This window comes from Enterococcus sp. DIV1059_2 (genome assembly GCF_051713685.1).
GTDB lineage: Bacteria > Bacillota > Bacilli > Lactobacillales > Enterococcaceae > Enterococcus_D > Enterococcus_D casseliflavus.
The window spans coordinates 3,373,158-3,395,618 of record NZ_JBIOQK010000001.1; the positions used below are offsets into that span (position 1 = coordinate 3,373,158).

The 22,461-nt window shown below is 43.4% G+C and carries 21 protein-coding genes; 12 read left to right on the forward strand and 9 right to left on the reverse strand.

Going from position 1 to position 22,461, the window contains the following annotated elements; all coding sequences use genetic code 11:
* The first annotated feature begins 187 nt into the window (after nucleotides 1-187).
* From IGI72_RS15935 to IGI72_RS15950, 4 genes are all read left to right on the forward strand, one after another.
* Entirely contained in the window at nucleotides 188-1,780 is a 1,593-nt protein-coding gene (locus tag IGI72_RS15935) for an alpha-glucoside-specific PTS transporter subunit IIBC (protein ID WP_016609922.1), read from the forward strand.
* Between the two features lie 13 nt (nucleotides 1,781-1,793).
* Nucleotides 1,794-3,125 (forward strand): 6-phospho-alpha-glucosidase, encoded by a 1,332-nt coding sequence (locus tag IGI72_RS15940; protein WP_008379332.1) that lies wholly within the window; start codon nucleotides 1,794-1,796, stop codon nucleotides 3,123-3,125.
* 63 nt (nucleotides 3,126-3,188) lie between these two features.
* Nucleotides 3,189-3,962, forward strand: a complete 774-nt coding sequence (locus IGI72_RS15945; protein WP_005227853.1) for a MurR/RpiR family transcriptional regulator — start codon at nucleotides 3,189-3,191, stop codon at nucleotides 3,960-3,962.
* The gene (locus IGI72_RS15950; RefSeq protein ID WP_005233546.1) at nucleotides 3,955-4,395 is read left to right on the forward strand and encodes a hypothetical protein; all 441 of its coding nucleotides are present in this window, start codon (nucleotides 3,955-3,957) and stop codon (nucleotides 4,393-4,395) included. Before IGI72_RS15945 ends, IGI72_RS15950 begins: the two co-directional genes overlap by 8 nt.
* Nucleotides 4,396-4,451: 56 nt before the next feature.
* On the opposite strand, the gene IGI72_RS15955 is transcribed toward IGI72_RS15950, so the two are convergent.
* Both IGI72_RS15955 and IGI72_RS15960 read right to left on the reverse strand, forming a co-directional pair.
* Nucleotides 4,452-5,282, reverse strand: coding sequence for an endonuclease/exonuclease/phosphatase family protein (locus tag IGI72_RS15955; RefSeq protein WP_016609923.1), 831 nt, complete (start codon nucleotides 5,280-5,282; stop codon nucleotides 4,452-4,454).
* A gap of 93 nt (nucleotides 5,283-5,375) precedes the next feature.
* Nucleotides 5,376-7,550 (reverse strand): PTS transporter subunit IIBC, encoded by a 2,175-nt coding sequence (locus IGI72_RS15960; protein ID WP_074536166.1) that lies wholly within the window; start codon nucleotides 7,548-7,550, stop codon nucleotides 5,376-5,378.
* Nucleotides 7,551-7,801: 251 nt separating this feature from the next.
* Between IGI72_RS15960 and IGI72_RS15965 the strand changes: the two genes are divergently transcribed.
* On the forward strand, nucleotides 7,802-10,066 hold the full coding sequence (locus IGI72_RS15965) for a glycoside hydrolase family 65 protein (RefSeq protein ID WP_438754745.1): 2,265 nt from the start codon (nucleotides 7,802-7,804) through the stop codon (nucleotides 10,064-10,066).
* A 107-nt stretch (nucleotides 10,067-10,173) separates the two neighbouring features.
* Nucleotides 10,174-11,193: a LacI family DNA-binding transcriptional regulator gene (locus IGI72_RS15970; RefSeq protein WP_005227844.1), complete on the forward strand. Its 1,020-nt coding sequence runs from the start codon at nucleotides 10,174-10,176 to the stop codon at nucleotides 11,191-11,193.
* Nucleotides 11,194-11,271: 78 nt separating this feature from the next.
* Here IGI72_RS15970 and IGI72_RS15975 read toward each other — a convergent pair whose 3' ends face one another.
* Both IGI72_RS15975 and IGI72_RS15980 read right to left on the reverse strand, forming a co-directional pair.
* Nucleotides 11,272-12,237, reverse strand: coding sequence for a ribose-phosphate diphosphokinase (locus IGI72_RS15975; protein ID WP_010749060.1), 966 nt, complete (start codon nucleotides 12,235-12,237; stop codon nucleotides 11,272-11,274).
* A 71-nt stretch (nucleotides 12,238-12,308) separates the two neighbouring features.
* Complete coding sequence (locus IGI72_RS15980; RefSeq protein WP_005233534.1) at nucleotides 12,309-12,848, reverse strand: C39 family peptidase; 540 nt, start codon at nucleotides 12,846-12,848, stop codon at nucleotides 12,309-12,311.
* Nucleotides 12,849-12,988: 140 nt separating this feature from the next.
* Between IGI72_RS15980 and IGI72_RS15985 the strand changes: the two genes are divergently transcribed.
* The 3 genes from IGI72_RS15985 to IGI72_RS15995 all read left to right on the forward strand — a co-directional run bounded on the left by IGI72_RS15985 (nucleotide 12,989) and on the right by IGI72_RS15995 (nucleotide 16,563).
* Nucleotides 12,989-14,881 carry a M13 family metallopeptidase gene (locus tag IGI72_RS15985; RefSeq protein WP_438754746.1) on the forward strand — a complete coding sequence of 631 codons (1,893 nt, stop codon included), beginning with the start codon at nucleotides 12,989-12,991 and terminating at the stop codon, nucleotides 14,879-14,881.
* Between the two features lie 96 nt (nucleotides 14,882-14,977).
* Nucleotides 14,978-15,670, forward strand: a complete 693-nt coding sequence (locus IGI72_RS15990) for a transposase (protein WP_438753124.1) — start codon at nucleotides 14,978-14,980, stop codon at nucleotides 15,668-15,670.
* A gap of 35 nt (nucleotides 15,671-15,705) precedes the next feature.
* Nucleotides 15,706-16,563 carry an IS3 family transposase gene (locus IGI72_RS15995; protein ID WP_240457400.1) on the forward strand — a complete coding sequence of 286 codons (858 nt, stop codon included), beginning with the start codon at nucleotides 15,706-15,708 and terminating at the stop codon, nucleotides 16,561-16,563.
* Between the two features lie 209 nt (nucleotides 16,564-16,772).
* Here the strand turns inward: IGI72_RS15995 and IGI72_RS16000 are convergent, their stop codons facing one another.
* Together IGI72_RS16000 and IGI72_RS16005 are read right to left on the reverse strand one after the other, a co-directional pair.
* Nucleotides 16,773-17,384: a hypothetical protein gene (locus IGI72_RS16000; protein WP_438754748.1), complete on the reverse strand. Its 612-nt coding sequence runs from the start codon at nucleotides 17,382-17,384 to the stop codon at nucleotides 16,773-16,775.
* 133 nt (nucleotides 17,385-17,517) lie between these two features.
* Complete coding sequence (locus IGI72_RS16005; RefSeq protein ID WP_438754750.1) at nucleotides 17,518-18,072, reverse strand: hypothetical protein; 555 nt, start codon at nucleotides 18,070-18,072, stop codon at nucleotides 17,518-17,520.
* An 870-nt stretch (nucleotides 18,073-18,942) separates the two neighbouring features.
* Here IGI72_RS16005 and IGI72_RS16010 point away from each other — a divergent pair.
* On the forward strand, nucleotides 18,943-19,272 hold the full coding sequence (locus IGI72_RS16010; RefSeq protein WP_438754752.1) for a hypothetical protein: 330 nt from the start codon (nucleotides 18,943-18,945) through the stop codon (nucleotides 19,270-19,272).
* Nucleotides 19,273-19,317: 45 nt separating this feature from the next.
* Nucleotides 19,318-19,971 (forward strand): hypothetical protein, encoded by a 654-nt coding sequence (locus tag IGI72_RS16015; RefSeq protein WP_438754754.1) that lies wholly within the window; start codon nucleotides 19,318-19,320, stop codon nucleotides 19,969-19,971.
* Between the two features lie 101 nt (nucleotides 19,972-20,072).
* Here IGI72_RS16015 and IGI72_RS16020 read toward each other — a convergent pair whose 3' ends face one another.
* Genes IGI72_RS16020 through IGI72_RS16030 form a run of 3 tightly spaced genes read right to left on the reverse strand, consistent with a single transcriptional unit; the run spans nucleotide 20,073 to nucleotide 21,675 of the window.
* Nucleotides 20,073-20,372 carry a hypothetical protein gene (locus tag IGI72_RS16020; RefSeq protein ID WP_005227832.1) on the reverse strand — a complete coding sequence of 100 codons (300 nt, stop codon included), beginning with the start codon at nucleotides 20,370-20,372 and terminating at the stop codon, nucleotides 20,073-20,075.
* Nucleotides 20,373-20,936 (reverse strand): cysteine hydrolase family protein, encoded by a 564-nt coding sequence (locus IGI72_RS16025; RefSeq protein ID WP_438754756.1) that lies wholly within the window; start codon nucleotides 20,934-20,936, stop codon nucleotides 20,373-20,375.
* A 43-nt stretch (nucleotides 20,937-20,979) separates the two neighbouring features.
* Nucleotides 20,980-21,675 carry a 5'-methylthioadenosine/adenosylhomocysteine nucleosidase gene (locus tag IGI72_RS16030; protein ID WP_005227823.1) on the reverse strand — a complete coding sequence of 232 codons (696 nt, stop codon included), beginning with the start codon at nucleotides 21,673-21,675 and terminating at the stop codon, nucleotides 20,980-20,982.
* A 151-nt stretch (nucleotides 21,676-21,826) separates the two neighbouring features.
* On the opposite strand from IGI72_RS16030, the gene IGI72_RS16035 reads away from it, so the two are divergent.
* Nucleotides 21,827-22,429 (forward strand): class I SAM-dependent methyltransferase, encoded by a 603-nt coding sequence (locus IGI72_RS16035; RefSeq protein ID WP_438754758.1) that lies wholly within the window; start codon nucleotides 21,827-21,829, stop codon nucleotides 22,427-22,429.
* Nucleotides 22,430-22,461: the final 32 nt, after the last annotated feature.

A 22,461-nucleotide genomic window follows, 5' to 3' on the forward strand; every position in this document is an offset into this window, starting at 1 on the left:
ATACACGTACGTAGCAAACAAACCTGTTTTTCGCAGGTTTGTTTTTTTATGGGAAATTTCCCCGCAGTTGCCACTTTTTCTCTTTGTTTGCTTCTACGTTCCTATGCTTCCTCGCTTTATTGTAACCGCTATCTTTCTTTTCTATACTGAGGTTGTAGTAAAAATTGAAAGGAGATGTTAAGAAATTATGATGGAAAAAGTTCAGCGGTTTGGCGGTGCGATGTTTACCCCGGTCCTCTTGTTTTCCTTTTCAGGGATCATGGTCGCGCTGTGTATTATTTTTAAAAATCCGATGCTTGTGGGGAGCATCGCCACTGAAGGCTCTACTTGGTACAACATTTGGACGATCATTGAAAACGGAGCGTGGACGGTCTTCAACCAAATGGAATTATTATTTGTCATTGGATTACCGATCGGTCTCGCAAAAAAAGCCAATGCGCGAGCGGCAATGGAAGCCTTTGTCGTCTATATTACTTGTAATTATTTTATTTCTGGCATGATCGAGTACTTTGGTAACTTCTTCGGTGTCAACTTTGCAGCTGATCCCGGCGGTGAGAGTGGCTTGAAAATGATCGCTGGCATCAAAACATTAGATACTGGTATTATCGGAGCAATTTTTATTTCGGCGATCGTCGTCTATCTTCACAACAAGTTTTTCGATACGAAGCTGCCTGATTTTCTCGGAATCTTCCAAGGCTCTTCCTTTGTCGTGATCCTCGGTTTCTTTTTAATGCTGCCAGTTGCTTTCTTGATCGCATTGATTTGGCCGAAAGTCCAAGCTGGCATTGGGTCCATGCAAGGGTTTCTAGCAAGTGCTGGGGTCTTTGGGGTCTGGCTCTATACTTTCTTAGAGCGAATATTGATTCCCACAGGTCTCCATCATTTCGTGTATACCCCCTTTGTTTTTGGTCCCGCTGTCGTCGAAGAAGGAATCTCCAAATACTGGATGGCACATTTACAAGAATTTGCCCAATCCACCAGACCATTGAAAGAGCTTTTCCCTGAAGGGGGCTTTGCTTTACATGGCAATTCTAAGATCTTTGCTGCACCAGGGATCGCTGCTGCTTTTTATTTCACAGCCAAGCCTGAGAACAAAAAGAAGGTCTTAGCGATTTTGATCCCTGCCACTTTAACTGCCGTTTTAGCTGGTATCACTGAGCCATTGGAATTCACCTTCCTCTTTATCTCACCACCCCTCTTTGCGGTGCACGCTGTTTTAGCAGCGACCATGGCGGCAACGATGTTTGCCTTCGGGGTCGTTGGTGATATGGGGGGCGGCTTGATTGATCTGTTGGCGAAGGTCTGGATTCCGCTATTTCAAAATCATCGCAGTATGATCTTCACGCAGCTGGTGATCGGGTTAGCCTTTACTGCCCTTTATTTCCTTGTTTTCCGCTTCTTGATCCTCAAATTTAAGTTAGCCACACCAGGACGGGAAGAAAACAATAGCGAAGTCAAACTGTACACCAAAAAAGATTACAAAGAAAAACAAGCCAACACTGGAACGCCAGTGATTGCTGGTGCCAATCGCTACACCGAACAAGCCGCAGTCTACTTAGAAGGGTTTGGCGGTCGCGACAACATTGATAAAGTCACTAATTGTGCCACTCGCCTAAGAATCACCGTCAAAGATCAAGACCAAGTGCTGCCAGATGACATCTTTAAAGGCGCTGGTGCCCATGGTGTCGTTCGCAACGGCAACGCCTTCCAAGTGATCGTTGGCCTGGATGTGCCACAAGTGAGAGAACAATTCGAAAAATTATTAGCTGTATCAGACTAAGGAGGAAACAAAAATGAAAAAATTTTCAATCGTGATCGCCGGAGGCGGCAGTACCTTTACCCCAGGAATCGTCTTGATGCTTTTGGAACACTTGGATCGTTTCCCGATTCGCCAAATCAAGTTTTACGACAATTTGGAAGAACGACAAGAAAAAGTTGCACAAGCTTGCGAGATTTTATTGAAAGAACGCGCACCAGAAATCAGCTTTTTAGCAACCACTGATCCCGAAACCGCGTTTCAGGATGTCGATTTTGTGATGGCGCATATCCGAGTTGGCTTGTATGCGATGCGCGAAAAGGATGAAAAAATCCCTTTGAAATATGGTGTGGTCGGCCAAGAAACTTGTGGTCCTGGCGGGATCGCTTATGGGATGCGTTCTATCGGCGGTGTATTGGAGTTAGTCGATTACATGGAAAAATATTCCCCTGATGCATGGATGTTGAATTATTCCAATCCTGCAGCGATCGTCGCAGAAGCGACTCGTAAATTGCGCCCTGATGCCAAGATCATTAATATTTGTGATATGCCAGTGGGAATCGAAGAACGGATGGCGCAAGCGATCGGTTTAGCTTCTCGCAAAGAGTTGGTGGTTCGCTATTATGGCTTGAATCACTTTGGCTGGTGGACAGATATACGAGACAAAGCTGGCAATGATTTGCTGCCGCAGATCCAGGCGCATGTGGCAAAATACGGCTATTCATTGCCAGAAGAAATCGAAGCGAGCCAACATGCTGATGCCAGCTGGATGCACACCTTTGCCAAAGCAAAAGAAGTGTACGAAGTTGATCCATCCACTTTGCCAAATACCTACTTGAAATATTACTTTTTCCCTCAAGATGAAGTGGCGCACACCAACCCATCTTTTACACGGGCAAATGAAGTCATGGCTGGCCGCGAAAAACACGTCTTTGGTGAATGCCAACGCATCGTAGAAAACCAGACAGCGACTGACACCACGCTTGAAGTGGATGAACACGCCAGCTACATCGTTGACCTTGCACGAGCGATCGCTTATAACACGCAAGAACGGATGCTGTTGATCGTGCCTAACGAAGGAGCGATCGTCAACTTTGATGAGCAGGCAATGGTGGAAGTGCCTTGTATCGTCGGCAGTAACGGGGCAGAACCAATCACACAAGGTAAGATCCCTCGCTTCCAAAAAGGATTGATGGAGCAACAAGTCGCCGTAGAAAAATTAGTCGTGGAGGCTTGGGCAGAGGGTTCTTACCAGAAATTATGGCAAGCACTGATTCTTTCAAAAGTGGTTCCAAATGCCCGTGTAGCCAAAGAATTACTCGATGAATTGATTGAAGCAAATCAAGCCTTTTGGCCAGAATTACACTAGCCAGCGTTCTTCGCCTCCCCTCCTGGCTTTTCAGCTATACTTAATCCATAAGGAGGGGTTTTTGTGAAATTACAGTATTTGATTCAACAGCACCAATCAGAGTTAAGTGAACTTGATCGTGGCATTCTAAACTACATTCTTTCCAACGGCGACACCGTTCTATCTATGGGGATCGTCGAGCTATCCGAGCAGGTTCACGTCTCCAAGTCTTCTATTTTACGGTTGACGAAAAAACTTGGTTTTTCTGGCTATTCCGAGTTCAAATATTTTCTACGGCATCAGCAAGAACAGGCAACAACGATTTCGCAACAAAAAACGATTTTTGAAAAGCAACAAGAGGATATTTTCGCCACCCTCAACTATTTAAAAACGGTAGACTTAGCTGCCCTCAACCGCTTGTTTGACCGCAGCAAAACTATCTACTGCTACCCAACTGGGTTTTCCCAAAAGAAAGCACTGGAGGAGTTTTCCAAAATGATGCTTTCTATGGAAAAACGAGTGATCGTATTGCCGAACAAAACGGAATTTGATATGGTCATGCCGATGATCACTGCCGAAGATTGTGTGATCATCGCCTCACTGAGCGGCGAAACAGAAAACGTCAAAGAGAATCTGACGACTTTTGCGATTCGTCAGATTCCCGTTTTGACATTGAGTGCGCCAGGAGATAATTATTTTGCTCGCCATTCAACGTTTCACCTGACCTATTATTGCGATTTTTTTCAAATCGGTCGCAAGAAAATCCCTAGCCAGTCTTTGATTGGACTAAGCTGCTTGATTGATTATTTGATCCGTTCCTACGGACTATTCACTTTACAGGAGGGCAACCATGACTAAACGAAAATGGGCGTTTCCATTGATTTTACTGAGTTATTGGCTTTTGATCGCCGGTGCTTACTATCTTTATCTTTCCTTGACTGCCTTCAACCATGGGATGACCTTTGCCCAGTACCTCAACTCGCAACCGTTAGCCGCTTTAGGGGTCTTGTTAAGTAGTCTCCTTTTGCTGCAAGGGGCTTGCCTGTACTTTATTCAACGGTTTTCCATGAGTAAAAAAGGCCTTTTGGGTCAGTATTTATTCCTGATCTTCTTTCAACAGTTACTGACAGCGAATGTCATCGGCGCAGGACTCGTCTTTTTTACAAGAAGGAGTCTTTCGAGTCAGGAGGAAAACGCAACTTGGGGCGAAAAGAGTTTTACCTATGGGGCATTAGCATTCATTCTTTTATTGAGTTTATTCTTTTTCCTCCTTGTTCGATCAGCGATTTAACTTCCCCAAAAAGAAAAGCAGTGCCGATTGGCACTGCTTTTTTGCTGTCGCTTCTGCTAGTTTGGCTCTGTTTTTGAAGCAAAAACCACTTTGATTCCAAAGTGATCGCTGACGATCGGAGTACGCGTTCCGTCAAAAACGACTTCGTATTCCGTTGCTTGCAGGTCATTGGATGCAAAAACATAATCGATCCGCAATGCTTCTCGATTGTCTTGCCAACCATCAATGGCTTTAACGACAGAGGCTTCACCGATCGTTTCGGCAGCCGTTAAAAAGCTGTCTTGCAGCTGTAAGGAGCTGTCAAGGACGAGTTGATGACCAGAACTGGCCGCATCGTTGTTGAAATCTCCTAGGATCAATAAGGTATCTGCCCGTTCTGCTAAAAATGCTTCTGTCTGTTGCCACTCGTAGGCAAATTTACCGTCTTGCCACCAAGAAAAATGACAGCTAACGACTTGTACGATCTGTCCATCGGCTTCAGTCACGCCGCTCAGGTTTTTGCGTGTGGTATGATCCCAGACATCCGTGGCTTGTGAAGCAAGGTATTCTTTGGCAATGATGGGCTGCTTGGACAATAAGGCATTGCCTTCGTGGTAAATGTCATAGCCTACGTGACTGTAGGTCCATGACCAGTAGTAATCACAGTCTAACAGTTGTAGTTCTTCCACTAGACGCAAAGCAAAATTGTCCTCCTTGATTTCCACCAGCGTATCTGTGGGGCAATAAAGCCCATCAGGAACGATGGTTTGAGCAGCGATCGTTTGGTTGACTTCTTGCAAGGCGATGATGTCATAGTCGCCTGTTGCAATCTCTTGTGCGATCATCTTGCATTTTTCGAGCTGATTTTCTTCTAACCAGCTATGGGTGTTCAATGTTAATACCTTCATGAATAAGGCTCCTTCTCTCGGTTTGCTTGTACGATTCCTTAAAAAAATAAAAGAGAGCGGGTCAACAAAAGAGTCGACCCGCTTGTCATTTTATTATAGTTTTACGATTCCAACAACTGCGGCTGCTTGTTGCTTACCGATTTGGGTCAATTCAAAGGAATCGATTTGATCGCTGTTGGTCAACACTACAACGATGGTGGTGTCTTTGCCAGCAGCACTTACTGCAGCGAGATCCATCTCCGCTAACTTGTCACCCACCGCCACTTGTTGTCCTTCAGTGACAGCTACCGTAAAGGGGGCACCGTTTAAGTCAACGGTATCTAAGCCCATGTGAACCAATACTTCGATGCCTTCATCAGAAAGCAAGCCAATCGCATGTTTCGTTGGGAAGATGTTGGTGACTTTCCCGCTGATTGGTGCGACAACTATCGTCTGCTCTGGGCGCACGCCATAACCGTCACCCATCATTTTTTCCGCAAACACTTGGTCTTTGACAGAGGTGATCGGCATCACTTCTCCAGTGGCAACGGCAGCTAGTTCAGCTGTCACGCCTTGGCTTTGGTGGGTAGTGGTTTCTACTGGTGCTTGACTAGCCGTCGGTTCGGGAATCGTGACACCAGAATCTAAGATATCTTGAATGTCTGATTTTAAAACATCTGCTTTCGGTCCATAGACTGCTTGCACGCCGTTGTCTTTTACGATCAAGCCTAAAGCCCCTGCGGCTTTCCATGCTTTTTCATCGCCGACCGCTTCTCGATTTTTCACAGAGACCCGTAAACGGGTCATACATGCATCAACGTCGGCGATATTTTCACGTCCGCCTAATAAATGAATGATTTTCACGACTTGCGAATCTGGGTTCAAATTGCCATCCGCCGAAGCTGTTGCTGGCGCATCGCTGGCTCCTTCTGTTTCGTAGTTGCCGTTTCTACCTGGTGTTGCAAAGTTGAATTTTTTGATCAAGAAGTTGGCCAAGAAATACATCCCAACACCAAAGACGATGGTCACTAACACAAAGTTGATCAAATCTTGTCCTAAGCCGGCATTGATCGCCATTGGGGTACGGGTCAACAACTCGATATTCCCAAAAGAGTGGACCCGTAAGTTGACGATGTCCGCCATCGCAAACGCAGCCCCTTGTACGACTGCATAAACGATGTAAAGCGGTACGGCAGCAAACATAAACATGAACTCCAACGGTTCCGTTACCCCTGTCAAGAAGACAGCGATAGCAGCTGATAAATACATAGAGGTATATTTGTGCCGTTTGTCCGCATCGACATTGCGATACATGGCATAAGACAAGCCCATCAAGATCCCAGATGAACCAATCATTTGTCCAACTTTAAAGCGGGCAGGAACAAAGTTTTCCAATAAAAATTGATATTGTGACGTATCGCCAGCATTGCGCATGTTCACTAGATCCGTTGCCCAAGCAAGCCATAATGGGTCTTGTCCAAAGACTTGGGTGCCGGCTTGTGCGCCAGAAAGAATCGTGTAAGTTCCACCTAATTCGGTGTAATTGATCGGGATCGTCAACATGTGATGCAGCCCGAATGGTAAGAGCAGCCGCTCCAAGGTTCCAAATAAGAACGGTGCTAAAACGGGCGCACTTTCTTGTGATTGCGCGATCCATAAACCGAAGTTGTTGATGCCTGCCTGAATATAGGGCCAAACGATCGATAACACTAATGCGACGACTACTGAACGGGCGATCACTACGAAAGGTACGAAGCGTTTGCCGTTAAAGAAGGAAAGCGCATCCGGTAATTTGCGGAAATTATAGTATTTGTTGTAAGCTGTTGCTCCCACAAAACCGGCGATGATCCCGACAAAGACACCCATGTTCAAAGCAGGTGCTTCTAATACACTAGTAAAGAAGCCGTCGATCATGATCTTCGTCCCAAATAACGTATGGGTAAAGGCGCCTTCTTCGGTTAACATCGCGCTCGTCACGCCAAAGATCGAACCAGTGATCCGATTGATCAAAATAAAGGCGATCCCAGCAGCAAATGCCCCACCAGCTCGCTCTTTAGCCCAACTACCACCAATAGCTAATGCAAATAATAAATGCAGGTTACCAATAATTGCCCAACCAATGTTTTCAATGACGCCTCCTGTAGTGATCAAAAATGCCCAGTCGGCATTGATCATTGGGATCGTTTTCCCAATACTGATCATCAAACCAGCGGCTGGCATAACAGCGACAACCACCATTAGCGCTTTTCCGAATTTTTGCCAAAATTCGAAGCTCAATAATTTTTTCATCTTCCTTCTTCCTTCCCTGAATCGATTTACGCAATCGGTTTCTTAATGAGTTCATTCTAACGGAGAAAAAAGATTTTGTAAACCCAGAAATATCAAAAGGGATTCTATTCGCTTTTTCACCTTTATATAACTGGATCTCTCTTTCTCGATGTTTCCTAATAGGAAATTCTTTAAACGCAACAACTTTCACTTGACGATGCAATCGTTTGCGCTTATGATAGAGATATCAAAAAGATTCTGGAGGGACTTTCATGAAAAAAATCCAACGATTGTTCGAGATCGATCCATGGAAAATCGCGACATCTACCTTAGATAAAGAAAATCGTCGACTGCAAGAGTCGCTAACAAGTATCGGGAATGGCTACATGGGAATGCGCGGCAACTTTGAAGAACAATACAGCGGCGATCATCACTTAGGTACTTATATCGCTGGTGTCTGGTACCCAGACAAAACCCGTGTCGGCTGGTGGAAAAACGGCTATCCTGATTATTTTGGCAAAGTGATCAACGCGGTCAACTTTATTGCAATGGACCTATTTGTCAATGACCAATTAGTCGACTTAGCAAAAATCAGCCCAAGTGATTTCCGTTTAGAACTAGACATGGAAACCGGGATTTTACGCCGCAACTTTACTGTCACTTTGGCAGGTGCCACCGTAAAATTCTCTTTTGAACGCTTCTTGAGCATCGTAAAACGTGAACTTGCCCTCATTAAGATGGACGCTGAGATCATTGAAGGCGACGCTGAGATCAAAGTCGTTTCTAAACTAGATAACAATGTCCATAACGAAGACAGCAACTACGACGAACGTTTCTGGGAAGAATTGGCTCATGGTCAAACCGAAACCTTCCATTACTTGACCACTCGGACCGTAGAAAATAATTTTGACATTGAACGCTTTACTGTCACTTCTGCTATGCGTCATAGCCAAACACCGATCGATTCCGTGAAAAGCGAGCTTTGCGTTGCTGATACCTTTGCCTTTTCTGGAACAGCCGGTGACACCTTCTCATTGATCAAAGAAGTCTTGATCGTTACGAGTCGTGATGTTCCCGCTCATGATCATCCAGCAAAAGTCACCGAATTAGGCACTTTATACAAAGCAGATTATGATGCGTTGCGTGCAGAACAAGTCGCTGCTTGGAAAGCCCGCTGGGATTTAGCTGATGTGATCATTGAAGGCGATGCTGCGGCGCAGCAAGGGATTCGTTTCAACCTGTTCCAATTGTTTTCAACCTATTATGGCGAAGACGAGCGCTTGAACATTGGACCGAAAGGCTTTACTGGTGAAAAATATGGCGGTGCGACTTACTGGGATACCGAAGCCTATGCAGTTCCATTGTATTTGGCATTAGCAAAACCAGAAGTGACCCGTAACTTGTTGAAATACCGTCACAACCAATTGCCGCAAGCCCATATCAATGCGCAAAAACAAGGCTTAGCAGGTGCCCTTTACCCAATGGTGACCTTCACTGGGATCGAATGCCACAATGAGTGGGAGATCACTTTCGAAGAAATCCACCGAAATGGTGCCATCGCTTATGCCATCTACAACTATACGAATTATACTGGCGATACAAGTTACCTGAAAAAAGAAGGATTAGAAGTGTTAAGCGCGATTTCACGTTTCTGGGCAGATCGTGTCCACTATTCAAAACGCCAGCAAAAATACATGATCCATGGCGTTACAGGACCAAACGAATACGAAAACAATATCAATAACAACTGGTACACCAATAAAATGGCTACTTGGGTCTTAGCTTATACCTTAGCCAGCTATGAAGCCTTCAAAGACGAAGCGGCTGTCACGATCTCTGACGAAGAACAAGCCAAATGGCAAGACATCATCGACAATATGTACTTCCCAGAAGACCAAGAGCTTGGTGTGTTCGTCCAGCATGATACCTTCTTAGACAAAGACTTGATGCCCGTTTCCGATCTTGATCCAAAACATTTGCCGTTAAACCAAAATTGGTCGTGGGATCATATCTTGCGCTCTTGCTTTATCAAACAAGCCGATGTTTTGCAAGGCATCTACTTCTTCGGCGATCAATTCAGCAAAGAAGAAAAACAACGGAACTTTGATTTCTATGAGCCGATGACAGTGCATGAATCTTCCCTTTCTCCAAGTATCCATGCGATTTTAGCAGCGGAATTAGGCATGGAAGAAAAAGCGTTGGAAATGTATGAGCGGACTGCTCGTCTTGATTTGGACAATTACAACAATGATACCGATGATGGCTTGCACATCACTTCTATGACCGGCAGCTGGTTAGCGATCGTTCAAGGTTTTGCTCAAATGAAAACCGATCACGATCACTTAGGGTTTGCGCCATTCTTACCTAAAACGTGGAGCCGCTACGCCTTCCACATCAACTATCGTGGACGTCTGCTCTTTGTTTCCGTCAATGAGTCAACGGTGACTTTGAAGAAAATCAGCGGTGAGGCATTGCCAATCAAGTTGTATGGCAAAGACTATGTTTTAGAAGACGAAATCAGTACAGCGATCAACTAAACAAGCCTTCTGAAAGAAGAAATGTCTGCATTTCTTCTTTCTTTTGATTGGCTCTACCCTTGTGCCGACACTTTGTGATACTATAAGCTAAAAAAGGAGGGAAATCAGTGAGCATTACGGTCAAAGATGTCGCCAAAAAGGCTGGCGTCGCTACATCCACGGTTTCTCGTGTCGTAAACGATCATCCCAGCATTTCTGAAGATACCAAGAAGAAAGTGCGCAAAGTAATGGCAGAAATGGGCTATGTCCCCAATCTTGCGGCTCGAAATCTCGGCAAACAGATATCCAGTGCCATCGGCGTGATCTTGCCGCCTCTTGATTCGAAAGAACGACTAGGAAACCCCTTTTATTTAGAAACGATCGAAGCCATCAATGAAGAGGCCCGCCATCATCAAATGACGGTTGCCGTTGCCTCCGCCCGTGACTTTGCTACATTACTAAAAAACGTGGAACGGATGCACCTGCAAAAACAAGTAGATGGCTTTATCTTGGTCTATTCCGATGAAAAAGACCCCATCATCGACTATCTGGTCGAAAAAGAAGTCCCTTTTACCTTGATTGGTCAACCATACAGCAATGAAGACAAAATCGTTTTTGTCGATAATGACAACCAGTTGTTAGGCAAGCAAGCAACTGAGCATCTGATCGCCCAAGGGCATACGAAGATATTATTTGCTACCAATACGACCCATGAAAACCTGTATTTCGAGCGTTTCTTCGGCTACCAAAAAGCCATGATGCTGGCAAATCTCCCCTTTTACCCAGCATTGACCTTTGAAAAAGCGGAAGATTACGTCACGTTTGAAGAAACGATCAAAGAATCCCAAGCAACGGCCATCGTCGTGATCGATGATCTGTTCGCTGTGCGGATCATTCAATTAGCAACGATGTATGGCTACAAAGTCCCCGACGATTTATCCATCATCAGTTTCAACAATTCGATCTTTGCTACTTTGACCCATCCGTATTTGACTAGTATCGATATCAACGTGTTGTCCTTAGGAAAAATCGCTACCGAACGGCTGATGGCGCAATTGAATCATGAAGATTCAAACGGCGTACAGCTGGTCGTACCACATAAGCTGATCAAACGAGAAACGGTCTTAAACCGCAACCAGTTGAACTGATCCGCTGGGTCTTGTCCACTTCCCCTTACATGCAAAAGCACCCGCTGTCCCTAAGGATAGCGGGTGCTTTTCATATTTTTATTTATACTCTTTGCTTTCCAGGCGGAACAATGGACTCATTGGTGTATTCTCGTGAATGCGGCGAACGGCTTCCCCCATCAATTCGGCACAAGAAATGTAGTGCAGTTTTTCTGGATGGCGTTCTTCGCTGGTCCAGCAAGAATCGGTGACACAAATACTTTCAATCGCTGATTGATCCAAAATTTCTTTAGCAGGCGGTGAAAGCAAGGCGTGAGAGACACAAGCATACACTTCGCTGGCACCAGCTTCCTTCAACAAGTCTGCCGCTTTTGCCAATGTATGGCCGGTATTTAAAATGTCATCAACCAAAATACATTTTTTCCCAACGACATCACCGATCACATAGCCGCCATCGGCTTCATCTTGATCGACGATCGCGATCGCTGTATCTAAGTATTCTGCCAAACTACGGGTCCGTTGGACACCGCTGTTTTTTGGTGAAACCACGACATAGTCGTCACCCGTCATTTTTTGTTCGCGATAGTAATGGGCAAACAATGGGATCGTAAAGAGATTATCCACTGGGATGTCGAAAAATCCTTGAACTTGGACGGCATGCAGATCAAGCGTCAAGATTCGAGAAGCCCCTGCTTCCACCAGCATATTGGCAATCAATTTTGCAGTGATCGGCTCATGCGGGTTGGCGGTTCGGTCTTGCCGCGCATATGCGTAATAAGGCAAAACGACATTGATGGTCTTCGCACTAGCCCGTTTCATCGCATCGATCATGATCAATAGCTCTAAATAGTGATCATTGACGGGTTCATTCGTCGATTGAATGATATAAATATGGTCGCCCCGCACACTTTCTTCGATATTGATGGCAATCTCTCCATCACTAAACTGTGTCACTTTTGACTTCCCTAGTTCTGTACCGAAAACTTTCGCAATGTTTTCTGCTAATGGTAAATTTCCATTTAAACTAAAAATTTTCAACGAACTATCTTTATAACTTTCGCCCATGATTGCCTCCAATGAATGTGGTTGTTTTCTTCTATTCTAGCACAAAGTGACTGTTTTTTTAACCGTCTCGTTCAAGGAAGTGTGACGGTACCGTTTACCCAACTGGCGGGAATCACTTTTTTGTAGTTGCCCCAGTTGTCATGAACTTTAAAATAGCGTTCTCCGCTGGCGGTTTCAGCGTAGGCGTAAGCCACGACCCAATGATTGCCATATGTGCTGCCTAAAGGCTTCAAAATACCGATGATCACCGGTTTGCCTTCATCGATTCGTTTGCACGCTCGATGCCAGCCGCCAACAACAGTCGCACGTCCGCGGTAAGGCAATTGGAATTGATCGAAAAACCGAGTCAATCCATGACTGACCTGCCAAGCGATCGTCGGCAACCCATGAGGCTGAATCAGCACCCGCAGCATTTCCGTCACTACTGTCAGATCCCGCTGTTTTTTTCTACGAAACGCTTTCGGGATGATCGTTTCATCGATGTAATCTTGATAGTAGGCCAAAAAGACGGCTGCCGCATAGGTGCCGCATAAATACCCTGAAGGAGTGACCCACTGCTTATACGGACGAAACCGCTCTTCGGCGATCCCTTTCCACTCTACTTGTTCCATCTCGTTCACCTGCCTTTTTTCTTATTATACCTTAGATTCTCCTCCTACTTGGATCAAAACCCTTTTTCGTCTAGAAAACTTTTCTTTGCGTCCTTACAGATTTTGTTTCATAATAGTAGAAAGCGAGAGGAGCGAAAGACATGACAACCTTGTTAAAAGATGATTTTTATGACTATGTAAATGGCGAGTGGCTGGAGACCGCTGTTATTCCAGCAGATAAACCCGCTACGGGTGGATTCCAAGATCTCGTTGACGGAATCGATTCCTTAATGATCGCAGAATTTGAAAATATGGCACACGATCCCCATGCTACGCCAAAAGGCCGCATGAAGGATGCTGTGGCTTTTTACCGCTTAGCCAGCGATTTTGCCCAACGAGAGGCAGCTGGCGCTACTGAAGCAAATGCACTATTAGCAAAAATCGAAGCGTTGCGTTCTTATGAGGAATTGAATCAGCAACTGGCAAGTTTCGTTTTAGAGGGCATTGCCTTGCCTTTCCAACTAGATGTCGATGCAGACATGAAAAACGCGCAAATGAATACTTTGTCGGTCTATCCGCCTGCTACTATTTTGCCGGATAAAACTTATTACACAGAAAATCCCCAAGCAAGCGAAATGCTGCAAGTCTACTTTGAGATGGCCGTCAACGTTTTAGTTGCTTATGGAAAAGACCAAGCAGAAGCGGAATCGTTGGTAGAGCAAGCGATCGCTTTTGATAAATTGATCGCCCCTCACGTCCGCAGTGCGGAAGAAAGTGCGGATTATAGCAAAAATTACAATCCTCGCTCCTTGGAAGAATTTGCAAAGCAAGCCAGCAAGATCGATTTTACACAACTCTTGACGGCCCTTTTACCAGGGACACCAGAAGACCTGATCGTAACGGAACCCGCTTACTTTGAAGCCTTTGACATTATTGTTTCTGATAGCCATTTTGAACTCTTGAAAGGCTGGATGATCGTCAACCAAAGCTTGCGCTATACTAGCTATCTGAGTGAAGAATTGCGTCAGTTAGGCGGAACCTACAGCCGCTACTTATCAGGGATCGATGAAGCGGCTCCCCAACAAAAAGCGGCTTATTACTTAACGATGGGTCATTTTAGTCAAGTGATCGGTGATTATTATGGACGCAAGTACTTTGGGGAAACGGCGAAAAAAGACGTCAAACACATGGTGGAAACAATGATTGCTGTCTACCAAGATCGTTTGCGCAACAACACGTGGTTAAGTGAAGAAACTCGCCAAAAAGCGATCATCAAATTGAATCGTTTAGGCATCCATGTCGGGTACCCTGATCAAGTTCCTGCCATTTATGACCAATTGCATACCGATGAAGAGAAAAGTCTGCTGGCAAATGCCCTGCATTTCAATCGTTTGTTCCGAGAAGATGCCTTCAAAAAATGGCAGCAGCCCGTGGATCGCGAGGAATGGGAAATGTCCGCCGCTACCGTGAATGCCTACTATCACCCATTTAAAAACGTGATCGTTTTCCCAGCGGCAATCTTACAAGCACCTTTTTATAGTTTGGAACAATCCACCAGCGCAAATTATGGGGGGATCGGCGCGGTCATTGCTCATGAGATCTCCCACGCCTTTGACAACAACGGGGCAAAATTTGATGAATATGGTAATTTAAACAATTGGTGGACAGAAGAAGATTTGGCACACTTTGAACGCTTAGCTCAAGCGATGATCGACGAGTTTGATGGCCTGCCCTTTGCCGGTGGTACCGTAAATGGAACGTTGACTGTTTCTGAAAACATCGCCGATGCAGGCGGACTAAGCTGTGCGCTAGAAGCAGCGCAAAAAGAAAGCGATGTTTCTTTAGCAGACTTCTTCACCAATTGGGCGAAGATCTGGCGTACAAAAGCCAAAGAACAATACCAACAGCTCTTACTGTCGATCGATGTCCACGGACCAGCGAAACTACGTGCCAATATCCAAGTTCAAAACATCGATGAATTCTATACAACCTTTGATATCAAACCTGGTGACCCTATGTATCGTGCACCAGAAGATCGTGTGCAGATCTGGTAAACAATAGCGTAAGAAAAAGACAAACCCTAGCTATCTGATATGCTCCCCCTATATAGGACACTGAAATATAAAGTGGCTTATATAGGGGGAGTTTGTATGTCTAGAGGAAAAATGAAATTAAGTTCAGAAGAACGGCTAGCTTTTGTAGAAAGAGCTTTAAAAAATGAAGCTAGCATAAACAGCCTGGCCAAAGAAGCACAAGTAAGTTTCAGTACGATAGAAAGGTGGATCACTCTTTATGAGAATGAAGGACCCACAGGTTTACTCCCTACAAAAAGGAATCAATCATACTCAACAGAGTTGAAACTGAATGCGGTCCATGATTATTTAGCTGGAACACATGGTAGCTTAAGAGCTGTCGCCAAGAAATACGGGCTTCGTAACAAAAAACAATTAGAAGACTGGTTAAAGATATATAATACTCATAGAAACTTCAAATCAGAAAGTGGTGGAAGTAGAATGAGTAAATCCAGAAAAACAACATTGAATGAACGAATTAAAATTGTGCATGACTGTATTATCAACGGTCGAGACTATGGGAAAACCGCAATTCAGTACCAAGTCTCTTACCAAAAAGTTCGGAACTGGGTGTTGAAATACGACGAGATGGGAGAAAAAGGCTTAGAAGACCGTCGAGGGCAACGAGCGGGAAGTAAACCTGCCAGAACACCCGAAGAAGAAATGCGCGATAAACTGGCTCAACAAGAACGACGGATCAAGTTGCTTGAAATGGAAAATGACCTGTTAAAAAAAGTCAGCGAGTTAGAAAGGAGGCGGGATTTGAATTAGTTCGTCATACGTTTGAATACCAATCGATCAAAGAGCTGCACGAGACAAAAAGCTATCCAATTAACACCATGTGTACCCTGCTCCATGTCACAAGATCGGCCTATTATCGTTGGTTAAAAAATCCCAAACTGCCTGAAGTGGTATTGAATGAACAGTTGGCAGACCTTGTTCGTTATATTTATGAAGCAGACAACGATAAAGGATATCGCAGAATCTGTGAAGATCTCGTGAATGATTATGGCTTTCAAGTGAATGACAAGCGTATTCTTCGAATCTGTCGCAAACTTCAAATCCAATCAACCATCAAGCATTCAGGCAATAGTATCACTAAGGCATCCAAGACTCCGTATCATATTGCGAAAAATTATTTGAATCGAAAGTTCTATGCGGATCAACCGAATCAAAAATGGCTAACAGATGTGAGTGAATTCAAGTATTATGAAGGGGCCGAAGTGAAGAAAATCTATTTGAGCGCTATTCTCGATCTCGCCGATCGTCGCATTGTTTCATTTGTCATCAGCGACAAAAATGACAATAAATTAGTCTTTGATACCTTCGATCAAGCAGTCGCCGCCGAGCCAACCGCTCATCCGCTATTTCATAGCGATCGCGGATTTCAATATACAAGTAAAGTTTTTTGCACAAAGCTAAAGAAAGCGAAAATGAAGCAGAGTATGTCTCGTGTCGCCCGTTGTACCGATAATGGTCCAATGGAAGGCTTCTGGGGAATGCTTAAGCGAGAAAAATATTATCGGCGAAAGTTTATCAGTAGAGAAAGTCTCGTTGAAATGATCGAGAAATACATGAACTATTACAACAATGGTCGCTATCAACGATGTTTGAAGAGCAAAACACCGATCCAAGTTCATCAAGAATTATTAATGGCAGCTTAATCACTCCCCCTCTTGGACAAGCGAATAGAATAAATCCGCTTAACCAAGAAGGAGGCCAGTCGAGCAAAGTTGAGGTTAAACAAAGTAAAAAACATAAAAACTGCCTACCGAATTTCGGTAGACAGTCGTCAAAATAATTTTATTCTATTTCATTGTCCACTTGACGGGGAGCCCAGCAATCTATGGTTTGTCTTTTTGCTATGGATTTTTTAGAAGTGATAGATGAACGAGACAACTAACGAAAGAACCCCCAGAAGAATATGAATGATACCTATGCCTACGAAAAAACAAAGCAAGACATGGTACATCCTGCATTTTCTATCTTCATAATAAAAGGCTTTATAATAGTCGAATGCCAATACACACCGCAGTAAAACATAGAACATCATAAAAAAATGAAGAAAGTAGAGCCGTTCCAGATGGTAGGTGATTTTCTCTACCGGTATCGTTCGGGATAGTAAACCAATCAAGGGATCGGCAGTGAAAATCAAGATAAAAAAACCAGCCAAGAAGAAGAAAAAGTGCTCAATTCCAGCAAGATGCTTTTTGTATTCAGGAACAAGCTCATGACGATTTAAACTTGAAGTTGTATTCCAGGCTAGTATCATAATCATTGCACTCACAGCCGTTAACCCAATCTCTCGAATATCTGAAGTTCCAAGAGTTCCAATAGGTCTGATTGGGGGTCTATAAGGCCTGAGTGGGAATCTATGATATTTCTCAAAAATTATTGCGCTCCCAAAGATTACATAATCAATGATCGAATAGATCTTCCCTTTTCGCTGATAACTATCAAGGGGTTGATATCTTTTTTTCAACACATTAAAAACCTCCTCACAATTTAAATAAAGCAATCCTGTAACAAACTTATTCGATTGAAAGACAATCTTTTAATCAGCTGAGTCTTGTCTTTTGCTAATGGATTTTTTAGAAGGGGTGAATAAATGAGACAAATTAAGTAAGAGCTGCACGAAGAATACGAATGACACCTACGCCCACGAAAAAACAAAGCAAGACATGGTACATCCTGCATTTTTTATCTTCATAATAAAAGGCTTGATAATAATCGAATGCCAATACACACCGCAACAAAATATAGAACATCATAAAAAAATGAAGAAAGTAGAGCCGTTCCAGATGATAGGTGATTTTCTCTACCGGTATCGTTCGCGATAGTAAACCAATCAAGGGATCGGCAGTGAAAATCAAGATAAAAAAACCAACCAAGAAGAAGAAAACGTGCTCAATTCCAGCGATATGCTTTTTGTATTCAGGAACAAGCTCATGACGGTTTAAACTTAAAGTTGTCTCCCAAGCTAGCAAAAACACCATTGCGCTCACAGCCGACAACCCAATCCCACGAATATCTGATCTCCCACGAATTATAGGTCTAATTGGGGAGCTATGATATGTTTCAAATAATATTGCAGCCCCCATAATTATATGATCAATGATGGAATAGATTTTTCCTTTTCGCTTGTATAACGTCACTTGATCCGTTTTCCCCAATACAAAGCCCCCTATGCTATTCATAACTGAGTATATTTTTGAAAAAAACTTTTCCTGCGGCACTGAGGTATGGACGTAAACTCCGAAGACACTATTTGCGAAATAAAAAGTTTATGGACATGATCCACATATAGAAGAGTGCACCTCCTACTAGAAATAAAAAGCTGTATACATAAATATAGCCCATGTAGCATTTTCTTTTTTTGTAATAAAAGGCTTGATAGTAATCAAAAGCGAATAAACACCGTATCAAAGCGAACAGTAACATAAGTAGATTGAGAAAATACAATCGATCTAAGTGATACATAATCTGTTCCAAAGGTAATTGGTTTCGAAAAAGCAAATGATTAATTAAGCTTTCTGATCTGAATAAAAGCAAAATAAAAGAGACGAGTAAGCCGAGAAAAAAACTGATTTCTATACTATGTTTTTTTTCTTTAGGAATGTTTTTATGCGCATTCAACAAATAGGTCTTATAAAGAGAGTAGGACATTAATACGCTAAATAAGCCACCTACCATATACTCGTTCGTCCCCGGAATATGTAAATACTTAGGAATCGTAAGCGGAAAAGAATGATATGCACTAAAACAAAGGGCTGAGGTGATCACTAGATAATCAATCAAAGCATACAATTTTCCTTTAGTTGTATCATCGTCGAATATCTTGATTTTTTTCACTTCCCTCCTCTTTTAGCAAGCAAGGTTATCTGCTTAGGGATACCTTCAAAAATTAAGGCGAAATAACTAATCCTACATTTTTAAACAAATTAATCAAATTTAAATAAAATAATTCATTTTTGTCTTTTTATATGATAAATTTAACTTGTATAACACGTGTTGTCAAACTTTAATTATGAGGAGGAATTGAAATGAAGCAAAAATTGAAGCAAAAATATTCAGTTATATTGTTACTTGTCGTTTTACTGAGTGGTTTTTTCTCACCAATCACGGCATATGCTGTCAGTGAGAGTAGCAATTTTGCAGATGTTCCTGATGACCATTACGAAAAAGCGAATCTATTGGTCGCCCTTGAAGAAGAGCTAGTAGAAATCGGTTTATCTTTGGAAATCTTTGCTAATACGAGTATCGATTTTGAAAATTTACAGTACCAGTCACTAATGCCAACAGAGGAGCGTTCAGAAAGAAATTTACCAGCTGTTACGCCGGTCGTTCCTTTTGAGTTTCCTAAAGTCAAATAATTTGCCACCAGAATTTACGGGAACAATCCCACCAATGATCAACTTATGCACACATTTATGCTTTATTATTTTGATGTGCATGATTATGATCGCAATGCTGGGCTGGTGGGTGACAGACTTCCCCTTCGTTACTACCCTGAGTATTACACCTTCAATGACACCAATGCTTACAATGCCTTCCTTAGAACCACTACGGGAGCCAAGTACTTGAATTTTGCGTTATCATCTTATGATACGGTAACTAGTCTTAAAGATTATTTTTCTCAAACTTCTATCTCTGAGATAAGGAATCAGGCTTCCTTTGTAAAGACAACAATCGCCTCAGCAAAATTAAAGCTGGATACTAAAGACTTAGTTAAGAGCATTCAATCTACATTTGAAGATTACAACACCTTGAAATCCATAAACTCCCCAGAAAAATTCATGGAAGAAATTTCCAAGATGATCGATACACAAGAAACCATTGATCAAGCTTCGAAAAAGGCTATAAAAGGGATGTATGACACCGTTTTAGACTCTGTCTTTCTTCTACTTATGGGTGCAAATCCAATTGGGATAGCGGGAATTGCTACCATGTATGTTACCGCTATGGCGACAATGTACGTATCTATTATTGATCTTGCTGCCATCAATACTTTAGCGGGTACACGAAACAGCCGGCTAAACTTTAGACAGCTTAATAATTGGGGTATGTGGTAGCAAATAAAAAATCAATTTGTTACATAACCCACCAATTAATATATAAAGAAGGAGCCTTCGGAAATCAATTGATTTTCGAAGGCTCCTTCTTCTATCGTTATTTATTTCTGTAAAGCTTTTTTCATCATACTGATCACAGAATCAAATTGGGAATGCTCATTGACGACTTGATCGGCTTTTTGCCGATTGGGGCGGTCTTTTAGAAAGTCGAAGATTTGGTTTTCATTCTGGATGCCTAATTTAGCCATAAACTCATCCAAGTTCTGAAAATCCGTATACTTTTGTAAGAAGTCATTGTTCAACAACGCCTTCACATCAAGATCCCCTTTTTGATACGCTTGATAAAGGCTAGTCAGTTCACTGAAACTGAAATTTGCTTTTAATTGATCCATCCATCCCATTTATGCTTCCTCCTTCGCAGAAATGATTTTCGCGCCCAGGGTATTTTCAAAATGGCGTAGTGCCCATTCATGTCCGACCGCGTCAAAGCTGGCAACGGTATCTGCATCGATCACCAGTTGGTAGCCTAAATTATAGGCATCCACTGCTGTATGCAAGACACAGATGTCGGTACAAACGCCGGTCAGGTACAATTCCGTAATCCCTCTTTCCCGCAGACGGATGTCCAAGTCGGTACCGCTAAAGGCGGAGTAATGACGCTTGTCGATCCAATAGACATTTGGCGCTTCCTGATAGTTTTCATAAAGCGGTGCTAAACGGCCGTAAAGATGTCGCCCCGTACTGCCCGCAAGATTGTGGGGTGGGAACAAGCGGTTTTCAGGATGATAGTTGTCTGTTTCCTCATGACGATCAATGGCAAAAACGACATACTCACCGACTTCGATAAAGGCTTGCGTCCGAGCCACTAAGGCAGCTTCAATCGCTTGCCCAGCAGCACCCGTGGTCAATCGTCCCTCATCTGCAACAAAATCAAACGTATAATCAATGGATAGTAATGCTCTCATGCTTCCTTCCTCCTCTTACGGATCGGCTCTCCTGTTTTTTAAGTTACTTTAATGTTTCAACGAATGCCAAGACCATTTCAGCGGAACGCTTGCCAGCTTCTAAGATAAACTCATCAAAAGAGACGGTTGCTGCGTGGTCGGCGGTATCGCTGATCGCGCGCACGATCAAGAAAGGAATATTGAATTGCTGCGCGGTCTGTGCGATCGCAGCGCCTTCCATCTCACAAGCCAAGGCATCTGGAAAATGTCCTAAAATCTCCTGTACTTTTTGCGGGTCATGAATGAAGCTGTCACCGGTAACGATCAGTCCCTTTTTCACGGTATGATGAGTCGCTTCTGCGGCTTTCGTCATCTCACTGATCAAATAGCGGCTGGCTTCATAATACAAAGGCATCCCGCCAGGCAGCTGGCCATATTCATAACCAAAGCCCGTCACATCGACATCAAAATACGCCACTTTATCTGAGATCACTAAATCCCCTACTTGTAAACCGGCACCGATCCCACCAGCTGATCCAGTATTGATCACCATATTGACCCCGTATTGTTGGATCAATAAACTAGTGGTGATCGATGCCAGAACTTTGCCGATACCTGAACGAACGACGATCACTTCATGATTGCCGATACTTCCTGAAATAAATAGTGCGCCGCCGCGTTCCCAAGAAAGCGGTGAAATCAACTGTTCCCGCAACGCCTTGATTTCTTCCTCCATTGCACCAATAATACCAATTTTCATGTGTTTGCCTCCTGCTTCTCGTTTATTTTTCACCCTTTAAAATGAAAAACAACAGAAATTCCCACGTATCTACTGACGTGTTTTTCTCCTTTCATGATAAACTAGTTTTGACGAAACGAACAGTTTTTTGTCATTATAAAAGGAGGCACTTATGTCTGAAATTTTCAATGCCATGGCAGCAAAATACGATACCCCTGAACGGATCGCGTTAGCACAATTAGTCACCCAAACCCTTGAACCTTATTTTAAAGACAACCAGCACCAAACTCTGATCGATATCGGCGGCGGTACCGGCCTAGTAAGTTTGCCCTTAGCAGCTTATATCCAGCACTTAGCCATCTGGGATACTGCCCCTAACATGATCGAGGTTTCTGAAAAAAAAATCAACCAACTGCAGCTGGCCAATGCTTCTGCAACTGTCCACGATCTGCTGCAAGAATCCTTACAAGCAAAAGCAGACGCTGTGCTGCTATCTCTCGTCTTGCTGCATATTCCTGACACAGCCGCTATGATGGAAAAACTATACGCCTTGCTACAGCCAGGAGGAACCCTTTATCTAGTAGATTTCCTCAAAAATCCCGCCGTGTCTCACCCGCTGGTTCATAATGGGTTTGACCCTGCCGCATTGACTCAACTGACAGAGGCGATTGGGTTTACCGCCACTTCCTTTACCGTTTTTCATGAAGCGGATCATTTGTTCATGAATCAGCCAGCCGCCATGTTTTTAGCTATTTTGAAAAAGCCGACCGAATAACAAAAAAAGCCGCACTTGCAGAAGATGCAGAG